Source organism: Novispirillum itersonii subsp. itersonii ATCC 12639, from assembly GCF_000381985.1.
In the GTDB taxonomy this organism is placed as follows: Bacteria; Pseudomonadota; Alphaproteobacteria; order Rhodospirillales; family Rhodospirillaceae; genus Novispirillum; species Novispirillum itersonii.
Genome location: NZ_KB907365.1, coordinates 1 through 10,856 on the forward strand (window position 1 = coordinate 1; position 10,856 = coordinate 10,856).

At 64.3% G+C, this 10,856-nt stretch carries 6 protein-coding genes; 5 read left to right on the plus strand and 1 reads right to left on the minus strand.

The window, feature by feature from the left end; all coding sequences use genetic code 11:
* On the minus strand, window positions 1-982 hold a 982-nt coding region (locus G365_RS22490), incomplete at its 3' end, for a hypothetical protein (RefSeq protein WP_155976401.1).
* Window positions 983-1,185: 203 nt separating this feature from the next.
* On the opposite strand from G365_RS22490, the gene G365_RS0119455 reads away from it, so the two are divergent.
* The 5 genes from G365_RS0119455 to G365_RS22495 all read left to right on the plus strand — a co-directional run.
* Entirely contained in the window at window positions 1,186-9,066 is a 7,881-nt protein-coding gene (locus G365_RS0119455) for a hypothetical protein (RefSeq protein ID WP_155976403.1), read from the plus strand.
* Window positions 9,063-9,350, plus strand: a complete 288-nt coding sequence (locus tag G365_RS0119460) for a hypothetical protein (protein WP_019647204.1) — start codon at window positions 9,063-9,065, stop codon at window positions 9,348-9,350. Before G365_RS0119455 ends, G365_RS0119460 begins: the two co-directional genes overlap by 4 nt.
* A 93-nt stretch (window positions 9,351-9,443) precedes the next feature.
* Window positions 9,444-9,731, plus strand: a complete 288-nt coding sequence (locus G365_RS0119465) for a hypothetical protein (protein WP_019647205.1) — start codon at window positions 9,444-9,446, stop codon at window positions 9,729-9,731.
* A 132-nt stretch (window positions 9,732-9,863) separates the two neighbouring features.
* A complete protein-coding gene (locus G365_RS24035) occupies window positions 9,864-10,016 on the plus strand; it encodes a hypothetical protein (RefSeq protein WP_019647206.1) in 153 nt (50 codons plus the stop codon).
* 350 nt (window positions 10,017-10,366) lie between these two features.
* Window positions 10,367-10,856: hypothetical protein (locus G365_RS22495; protein ID WP_043743123.1), on the plus strand; the 490-nt coding region annotated here is incomplete at its 3' end.

Here is a 10,856-nt window from a genome sequence, read left to right on the forward strand (position 1 = left end):
CCGGGCCAATATCCGTTTCGCAGAAGTTCTCGGGATCGAGGCAGTGTGTCGCCTGCACATCAATCCGGTAATCCCCCGGCTGCGACGCCGCCCCGTCGACGGCATCAGCCTGCCCGACGGAGACTTTCTCCACCAGCGACAGGCGGTATTTCGTATAACCGGCGTAACCGATTGATCTTTCTGGTCTTTCGTTAAATTTCGTCCATCCGGTGTCAAGCACGGCTTTTCTGCAGAAGTCTTCGACCTCTCGTCGATAACAGGCGAGAAGCGTTTCGACGGCACAGACCGGGGAGGTTGTCTGGCCGATGCAGCGGCTGGTGCTGGGTTTATCGTCGCTGTTGGTTAGCTTGCGCCACAGGTCGGGCGGGTCGGCCATCCACTGTTCTTTCGGCAGGGTGGTGCCGGGTACCATTTCCCCGGTTTTAAGCAGCGGCAGGCTGTCCCATTCAACAACCTGCCAGTCCCCGCCGACCTCGCGCAGCAGAAAGTTGAAGATGGGGAGGATATCTTCTCGGCAGACTTTTGTTTTTATATGGCAGTAGGTGACCTGCATGTCGACCCGGTAATCCCCCGGCTGCGATGCCGTCGCATGGATGGCATCAGCCTGCCCGACGGTGACTATCTCCACCAGCGGCAGGCGGTATTTCAAATAGTGATAATCGCTAGACATGTCCTGCGGGATGATGGTGAGGAGCGCTACCGCGAGATCACCCTTGCTGAGTTTGTCGCAGGCGGGATTTGACCACGCAAAAGCACAGTAGAGTTGGGTCTCCACGGCACAGACCGGGGTGGTCTTCTGTTGAAGGCAACGGCTGGTGCCGGGGACGCGGCTAGGCCATGGGTGCATCGTCCGCCAGTGGTCAGGCGGGTCAGCCTGCCATTGATCGGCCGGGGGGGATTCTGTGGCGGCAAACGCTGTGGCCACTGGCAGCAGGGATGCCAGCGCCAGCGCAATGGCAACTGTCTTCAGGAAACGCAGCACCGGTTTTCTCCTTGGGGCGCGCCCCACCGCAGCCGGGCAGCACCGGCCGGGGGACGCCACCACTTTACCCCAGAACGCGATTCCAACAAGGGCGGCAAAACCTGAAGGTGTGCGGATCAGGGGGGTGAAGTTCACCACCCGACTGAGAGGGGGGGTAAAGCCTACACTGCTGAACTTTATGGTTTTGGCAGGAGCTTTTCTTGATGGCCGACTGGTCCGCGAACCGCGCTGATACGGCGATGACTGTGCCCGAGACACCGGAGCCGCAGGGTCTGCGACCATTGGCGGCAGCTTCGGGGCAGCCCACCGCCTGGAACCCCGCTATGGCTGAAGCCATGCAGGAGGCTGAACTGAAAGCCCGGCTGGCTGACAGTGCCCGGCAGACGCAGGGTCTTGCCCCCGATCAGGTGGCGAAGGCGGTCAGCCTGTCGCAGCGCAGCGGGGAAAGTTTTGGTGCCGTTCTGGCCGAGCTGCCGGAGTTCGAGGCCCGGGCCCTGACAGAACAGTTCTGGGCGGCCCCGCAGACGGTGCAAACATGGCTGGCTGCCGATATGGCCAACGCAGCGTTGGTGCAGGATGATGTCGAGAACATCGGACAAGTGGATACTGCCCTTTCTTACCTTTGGGGATCTACAAAGGCTGGCCTTAACGATCTTCTGGCGGCGGGCGCGAAGATACTGGACGCAAACAACCCGTGGACGACTTCTGATGAGGAGGCAGCAATCCTCTTCAAGAATGATCCGACGACGTTACGGGATTTTCGCGACAATAGTTTCGCAATGTTTCTCTCTCGCTTTGCCCGAGAGCGCCAAGAGGCTGCGGAACGGTCAATAAGTCATATTTCCCCTGCGGCCAAGGCCAAGTACGGGGAGTTGAGGTACGCGACGACTGATGCTGCAACCGCTGCTTGGGCGTCGCCAACAAAAATGGCAGGGGATGTCCTCCGCTCTCTTCCTTCGACTGCGGCCTTGGTCTTGACAGCCTATTTTACACGAGGAGCGGCGGCGCGGGCGGAACAGCAGTCATTGGCGATGGGGGCGACATCTGAGACTGCTCGTGCAGCTGCGGTACGGGCAGCCAGTAAAATTGCGGCAACGCTTGGAGCAACACTGGAGGGATTTGCGGGCTACGCGCAGAGCTCGCTACAGGTTCAATCCCAAGCAGAGAACGCTTCGCCCGAAATGATTGCGGAGTCCTCTGAGTATCAGGGTCTTGTCAAAAGCGGATACAGCCCATACGCGGCCCAGGTGTATTTGGCTGCACGTGCCGGTGAACAAGCTGGCGTTGGGGCTGGCCTCGTTGATGCGGCGACAAACCTGATCGGCGGGAAGTTTCTCGGGAAGATTATTGGTGACGGTGGACCTGCACTGCTTCGGATGGCCAAGGGGGCAGCCAACGAGGGCATCACTGAACTAGTTCAGAGCGGTGGAGAACAACTAGCGCAGAACGTCTCCCTGCAACAGAACATATCTCCAAAGCAGAATCTGAGTGAGGATCTGCTCGAAAGTATGGTGCAGGGTCTGGTTATGGGTGGACTGACCGGGGGAGTGTCGGGCGCTGCTTTTGGACGTTCTCTTGCTTCCGAGGTGAAGGCGGACGCCGCAGCCGCCCAAGCTAAGCAAGGCGAGGCGGCGCTTTCGGCGGTTGTTGATGCGGTCAAGAAGTCCCGCTTGACCGAGCGCGATCAGGGCAAGATGGAAGAGCTGATCCGTCACCTGTCGGAGCAGGGGAATGGAACGGTCTCAATCCCTGCCGATCAGCTTCAGGTGCTGCATCAGGACGGCGTGATCGACAGTCAGACCTTGGAGAAATGGGGCGCTCTAGATCAGCTTCCCGAGGCGGCTATTTCGGGGGGAGATGTCTCAATCCCCTTGGAAAAGTTCCTGACGGATGCCGCCCGTCTGGCTGGCAAGGCCGGAGCGGACGGAGTCTCCCCGCTTGCTCAGATCATGCCGCACGTTCGGCTGGCTGAGGGAATGATGACACCGGCTGAGGCTGATGCTCATCTCTCCGACCCGGACTGGCGGGCGAAGATTGACAGCCTGATCGAGGGGGGTGCCCGCCGCGACAACGGCGAGGCCCCTCATCAGGCCCCGGGGCAGGCGGTCTATGACGACGTGGTGGCACAGATGACCGCCGCCGGGCGACCGGAGCCGGAGGCGAAGGTGGTGGCTACCATCGCCCGCGAACGCCTGTTGCGCCGGGCCGAAGACCGTGGCATGGACCCCGACGCCCTGTATGCCGAAGAACGGATGCAGATCCGGGCGGGGGATGCCGCCCCCGCCGTGCGGCGCGATGATCTCGACCTGTTGCTGGAACGGCTGCGCACCGGCAACACGGTGCAGGCGGCCCGCACCCCGGTGCTGGATATCCTGCGCGGGCAGGGCGGGGTGGCCCCCGGCTCCCCGCTGGCGGCGGAGCTGGAAGCCTTGGGGATCACCCCTCAGTCATCGCCGGGACTGTTCCGCACAGGCGGGCTGACCGATGCCGGCACGCTGGTGATTTCCGAACATGACGTGCTGCGCGATAACGGCGTCTCTGATGCCGGGAATGGCTATGCCGATCCGCAGGCGCTGCTGGAGGCGATTGGCCGGGAGTGGGCCGGATCGCCGCTGACCACGGCGCAAGCCGCCGCCCGTCCCGACGCCCTTGATGCCCCGGTGCGGGACCTGGCGCAGATGCTGGACCGCGCCGGGCTGGACCCCAAGACCGTCACCAAGGCCGAGGTGGAAACCCTGCTGGACCAGATGCAACAGGCGGGGGATGGGGCAACCGTACTGGCGCAGGCGATGAATGCCGGGGTTGATCCCGACCGCCGGGTGACGGTGGTCGATCTTGATCCATTCATCGGGGGGAATACATCCCCGAAAAGCCTTGTTGCGGCGGTGCGGTCATTGGTCGGGCAGCCGCTGTCAACGGCGGATCAGAGGCTGATCGCCCGGATGCTGCCCAAGCATGTCCGGCACATGGTGTTTTCCGGGGCACCTTCATTCCGTCAGGACAAAGGGCTTCGTTCCGGTGCGCTGAAAAACCTGGCGCAGCTGCTGGAACAGTCTGTTCTGATTGAAAGCGGCCCCAACACCAAGCCGGGGGCAAAGCCCGGCGTTGACACCTATCACCGTTTTTATGTGCCGGTGTGGGATGGCTCTTCCATCCGTGTTCTGCGGATTGTCGCAGAGCAGACCAAGGCCGGGATCGCCGTTGATCCAAACGCTTTTGATCTTTACGACGTTGTCGTGGAGGGAAAGAGGCTGCCCCCCAGCAGGAGTGTGCCGCCCGGCACAACCGGAACGACGCCCCTTCAAGTGAGGGGGCAGCCTCTCGACATCACTATCCGCCAGATGCTGACCGGCGTCAAGGGGATGGACGGGCAGGTGTATTTTCAGGGCGAGGAGCCCGGAATTTCCCGCGAGATCGCAGCGGCGATCGGGCGGCAGGCCGGGCCGATCCGGCTGCGCGTGGGGGATGAAAAAGCCGGGCTGGTCCACATCGAAATGCGCCATGGCGAACAGGCGCGGTCACTGGGCTATGCCAATGCCCGGGAGATGGTGGAGGATATTGCCCGGAACTTTGACGCCATCTACTCCGGCAACGGGCGGGCGCTGATTCTGACGAAGCGCACCCATGTTAGAGGGCAGGCCTATGTCCAGCTTGAGCCGTCGAAGGATGGCGATTTCTATGATGTGAAGACCGCGGCACCGAGCCGTGTCACGCAGTTTAAGAACAGAAAACCGATCTGGGAGCGTGTCGCGACTAACACGCCAGCTGAGCAAACAGCCACCGTTCCTCGCTCGGTCCAGATCGGCGAAGACAGTTTACCGCAGACGGGTGCCCCGTCGCAAGGGGGGCGTACCGCGACGGGCGGTTCCCCCCGTGGCAGCTACGCCCCCGACACCGATGTCATCACGCTGTTCCGGTCGGCCAACCCCAGCACGGTGATCCACGAAATGGGGCACCGCTGGCTGTTCGAGATGACCGCCGATCTGGGCGACAGCCGTCTGACCGAAACGGCCCGCCGCCGGATCACCGCCGATCTTCAGGCCCTGCTGGACCACATGCGGGTGAGGATCAACGTGGCGGCCTCCACGCCGGAGCAGATCCGCGCCGCCCTCAGCCGGGACACTCACGAAACCTTCGCCCGGATGACGGAGGCCTATTTCTTTGAAGGCCGCGCCCCGTCAAAGGCGCTGGCGCCGGTGATGGCCCGCCTGTCGGCATGGCTGGTCGGGGTGTACCGCACCCTGCGCGGCCTGAACGTGACGATGACGCCAAAGGTGCGGGCGGTGTTTGACCGGCTGCTGGCCACCGATGACGCCATTGCCCAGGCGCGGGACCGTCTCGGGGTGCGGCTTCCGGCCGCCCTGAAGGCGGCGCTGCCCCCGGAACAGGCGCAGCGGCTGGAGGATCTGGCGGATCAGACGGCACTGGCGGCCCGCGCCGCCCTGGAGGGGCAGACCGCAGACGGGGCGCTGTGGCAACAGCAGGCGGCGGGGCCGCCGCCGTCGGCTTATCCCAATCCCGCCGAGTGGATGGAGATGCGCGCCGCCCTGCGCGAAGAGGTGGCCGCCGAGGTCCGCCAGCGCCCGGTCTATACCGCCCTTGACCTGATCCGGCAGGGCCGGGTTCCAGAAGGGGGGGCAGAGGGGGCCGGACTGACGGATCAGGCCGGGGCCCCGCGCCGGATGCAGATCGACCGGGCCGGACTGATCCGTGAATATGGCGAAGCCGCGGTGAAGAGCCTGCAGGACGGCGGCCTGCCGGAGGGGACCCTGACCGATACGGGGGGGATCAACCATCATGTTCTGGCCGGGCTGGTCGGATACGATAGCTTTGATACCCTGTCCCGCGATCTGAAGAATGCCCCGCCGTTCGAGGATGCGGTCGAGGCCGAGACGGACACGCGGATGCAGCGGCAACAGGCCGCGCTGACCGGGGCCTTGGCAGATCAGGCCGCGTCCCTGATGGACGCTGACAGCAGACGGTTGGATCTGCTGGCGGGGCAGGCAAAAGCCCTGCGTGATCTGGCCGATACAGAAGGGGATGCCACCGCCGGGGCAGGCCCGGCAGCGGTCCTGCGTCGGCTGGATGGGCAGGGGATGCAGGGGGTCGCCCGGCAGTTTGTGGCCCAGCGGCCGGTACGGACGGCCATAAACCCGGTCCCCAGCCGCATGCAGGCCCAACGGCAGGAGGCCGCAATCCGCCGGGCACTGGCCGCGGGTGACCGGACCACCGCCGCGACCCTGACAGAACAGCAGGCCCTGTCTGTGGCCATGACGCAGGAAGCGATCCGGGCCCGGCGGGATGTTACGGCCCGGCTGAGCCGCCTGGAGCAGCTGCTGACGCCGGGGTCAGCGGTGTCCGGCAGCCTTGGCGACGGTTTCCAGCAGGCGGCCCGCAGTGTGGCGGCGCGGTTTGGGATGGCGCGGGCGGTTCCGGATTTCGACCTTCAGGGCTGGCGCGACCGGCTGATGGCGACGGACCCGGCGGGGGCCGGATCCGTGCTGGATATTTTTGATGGTCTGCAGGCCATTCCGCCGGGGCGGGCGTCTGGGAAAACCCCGCTGGACGGCATGCGCTATGCTGATTTTATCGCCCTGTCGGATGGGATTGATGCCCTGATGACAGCGGGGCAGGCCGCCCGCACCGCCGACCTGAACGGCGAGAAAATCGCCATCGACGACGCGGTGGCCGACCTGACCGCGCAGGTGCGGAAACAGGCCGCCGGGGCCCTGCCCGATGCCCTGCGGCCGTGGAATAACGGGGCGATGTCCCTGCTGGGGGCCGATGCGGCGCTGGCGGGGGCCGGGCATTTTACCCGCATGCTTGACGGCGGCGGGGCCGGGCCGTTCACCACCCTGCTGTATCAGCCGGTGCAGGCCGCCGCGTCCCGGTACCAGTCTGCCCGTAAGGCGGTGCTGAACGATTTGGCGGGTCTCCTCAGCCGCCGTGCGGATCTGGACGGCGGTGCGATCTGGGTGGAGGAACTGGGCTTCCAGTTCCAGAACAAGGGGCAGCTTCTGCACGCCCTGCTGTACAGTGGCAATACCCTCTCCCTGCACAGGCTGTTGCTGGGGCATCGGTGGGGGCAGGCGATGCCCGGCGGCGGGGTTGACCGCAGCCGCTGGGATGCTGCGGTGGCCCGGCTGAGTGCCGACGGCACCCTGACCAAGCGGGACTTTGACACCGCACAGGCCATCTGGGATCTGTTTGACCAGCAGAAAGAACCGGCGCGGCAGGCCCACCGCGCGGTGAAAGGATATCCCTTCACGGCGGTGGACCCCACCCGGCTGAACACCCCGTGGGGGGTGTACCGGGGTGGCGCTGTGCCCCTGATCCCTCAGGCGGGGTTGGCCGGGGGGCCGACTGGGGGGCTGACTGGGGCCGACATGATCCCGGCGGTACCGCCCGGTTTTCTGCCGGTGCGGCCCGATCAGGGCCGCGGGCCGCTGGACTTAAACCTGTCACGGTTGCCGTCGCATTTTGACAGTGTGCTGCGGTTCAGCCATCTGGCCCCGGCGCTGCGACAGGCAGAACGCCTCCTCCGGCAGCCGGATTTTAACGCGGCAGCCCCCGCCGTCACCGGGGATGTGCTGCTGCCGTGGCTGCACAGCATGGCCCGGCAGCCCGATGCCTCCCCCGGCCCCGATCTGCAAAGCCCAGAACAGCAGGTGCCAGAACAGCAGGCACCAGAACAGCAGGCACCAGAACAGCAGATTCTGGACGACGGGGGCCGCCATCTGCGGCGCTTGACCAGCCTACAGGCGCTTGTTGCGGCGGTGATCCCCCCGGCCCGGCTGGCTTTGGCCCCGGTGATTGACCGGGCGGGGGTGAAGGCCCCGGTTCTGCTGCGGGCGTTGGCTTCCCTCCGGCAGGCACCGGGGCCGGGGATGGCGGCGATCCACAGCAAATCGCCGTTCATGCGCCAATTGGCCAAAGATCAGCCGATGGATCTGACCCCGGGGGCCGACACGGCGATCGGGCCCCGGGCCATGCTTCAGGGGTGGATCAGTCATACCATGTGGCTGGGGGCCTATGATCAGGCCGTGTCCACCGGGCAGGAAGATGCCGGTGCGGTGGCCGCCGCCGATGCGGCGGTAAAGCGGGTGCAGGGGGCCTATGGCACAGCCGGGCAGCCGATGGCGGAGGATCCCTTCGCCACGCTGCAGCACCGGCTTGAGGAATACACCAGAATGCGGGCTGGCCTGTCTGGGGGTGGCCAATCTGGATCTGGTCAATCTGGGTCTGGCCAATCTGGGTCTGGTCAGGGGCCCACCGCGCAGGATCTGTATCCGGCTGCGGCGCTGTCGGTTCTGGCGGACAGCCTCTTTCGGGCCGCCCGGCGGGAACGGGCGCAGCCCGGTGACCGGGGCCTGACCGACAGTCTGGGCGACGTGTTCGGGCTGCCGCGGATCCGCCGTCTGGCGGCGATGGCACAGGCGGGGGCACAGGCTGGCGGCGAGACCGGGGCATCGGCGGCGGCACAGACCCCGGAACCCCCATCCCGCGATCTGGCCCGGCCGGGGCGGGAATGGGCCAGACCCTATGCCGACCCGGTGGTCGCCGACGAGACCGGATACGGATATCCGGTTATCGAGCAGGACTTTTTTGAATACGTCAGAACCACGGCTGAAAAAGCAGAGCGCCCGGCACCGGAGGATTACATTGACCCCGACCACCTTCAGCGCCACCTGCAGCGCTTTATCACGGAAGGGGCGGTGCGGATGACCCCTAAAAAGGTTTATGATCAATGGGGGACAATCGGGGGGCCGGACGCCTTTATTATGCCGGTTTCTGCGTTTACCCATATCCTGAAGAAATCCGGCGGGGATCTGGCCGTTTTTGAAAAGATGCTGCAACTTGATCCGGGGTCAGTCAGCAGCGGCGAGTGGCTGTTTTTCTCGGTGTCACCGGAGTATCTTAAGGACACAATCCGTTTCCCGATCGGCCGGGAACCTGGGGCCAATGATCTATGGATCCCCGGCGGCTGGACCGGCGGCGGTGTGCCGGAGGCCGTGGCCGATCTGGTGGACGCGCCCAAGAGTGAGCTTGATATCAACACTCTTCTACAGGAGATGAAACGATGATCGCCTTTAAGGACCTGCCGATTATTGACCATGGCCCATCCACCTACAAAGGCCCGATCATCACCGAAACCCGGGTCGCCGCCCCGGGTTGGGATGCCTGGCTGGCGAAGGATGGAAAATATTATTACGAATTTGGCGGTGATAGCCATGGCGGGATCACCCGCACCGTTGAAATAACACGGGAAGAGTTCCTGGAGATGCGGGAGCAGGTATGGCCGAACACGAGTATTGATTCGGAGTTTTATGCCAAAAAGCGCCCGAGGGCCTTTCCCCCCGAGGACTGAGAACGGCGGCCCCTGCGGTCGGGGCGTGGCCGATCTGGTGGCCGCGCCCAAGAGTGAGCTTGATGTTCATGCCCTTCTACAGGAGATGAAACGATGATCGCCTTTAAGGACCTGCCGATTATTGACCATGGCCCATCCACCTACAAAGGCCCGATCGTCACCGAAACCCGGGTCGCCGACCCGGGTTGGGAAGCCTGGCTGGCGAAGGATGGAAAATATTATTACGAATTTGGCGGTGATAGCCATGGCGGGATCACCCGCACCGTTGAAATAACACGGGAAGAATTCCTGGAGATGCGGGAGCGGGTGAAGCCGAACTTGAGTATTGATTCAGAATTTTACGCCAAAAAGCGCCCGAGGGCCTTTCCCCCCGAGGACTGAGAACGGCGGCCCCTGCGGTCGGTAGCGGCTGATCCTGCGCGTGCCGGGGCGCAGAAGTGGGGTAATGCGGGCGATGGTCTTAACCTGACCATCACTGACGGTCCGCCCGTGGCACCTAGGCCCCTGATACCGATGTGTGATCACGCTGTTCCGCTCGGTCAACCCCGGCACGGCGATCCACGGACCGGGGCGCACCGTCGGCTGTTTGAGATGACCGGCGATCTTCAGGCCCTGATCGGCCACATCGGGGTGAAGACTGACGTGGGGCAGGCAACGCCGGAGTAGCCCGGCGGTTTCTGGCGCGGCGCAGCGTGAAGGGTGCCATCAGTCAGGACCTGTCTGGGCCCGGCATCCGTGAGAAATCTACCTTCATGCGGCAATGGGTGGAGAATGATGCTGTCGATGCGATGCAGGCGATTGACAGTGTGATTGAAGCAGCCGGGCCCTGTTGCCTGTGTCTGCCGCCATAACTATGGGCGGCAGCAGCCGCAAAACCCGGTCGATCCGGCACCGGGCAAGTGGTCCGGTCAGGATGGTTCGGGGCGGTGATGGTGAAATCCACCACCCGACACCGGGGGCGGTCTGTGTTTACCCTGCCAGTCAGGATATTCCGCAGACTGCTCTGGTGGCCCCCAATGACTCTTGCCAGTAATGCCAACAAGGTGACCTATGCCGGAAACGGCGTGGCGACCACGTTTGACTTCCCGTTCCGCATTTTCCAGCCGTCAGATCTGACCGTCACCCTGACTGATGTCAGTACCGGCGTGGAAACCGATCTGACCGGCGGCTATACCGTGGCCGGTGCCGGGCAGGCCAACGGCGGCACTGTCACCTATCCGTTGTCCGGTGCGCCGCTGGCGGCCACCCATAAAATCACTCTGCGGCGTGTGCTGCGGCTGGTGCAGGATACCGCGATCAGCAATCAGGGCGGCTATTTTCCGGCGGTGCATGAAACCGTCTTCGACCGCCTGACGATGATCGACCAGCAGCAGCAGGAACAGCTTGACCGGACGCTGAAGCAGCCGGTTTCAGACCCCGCCGGGGTGGCGCTGACACTGCCGCCGGTGGCGCAGCGGGCGGGCAAATCGCTGAAGTTTGACGGCAGCGGGGCGCTGGTCGCCACCC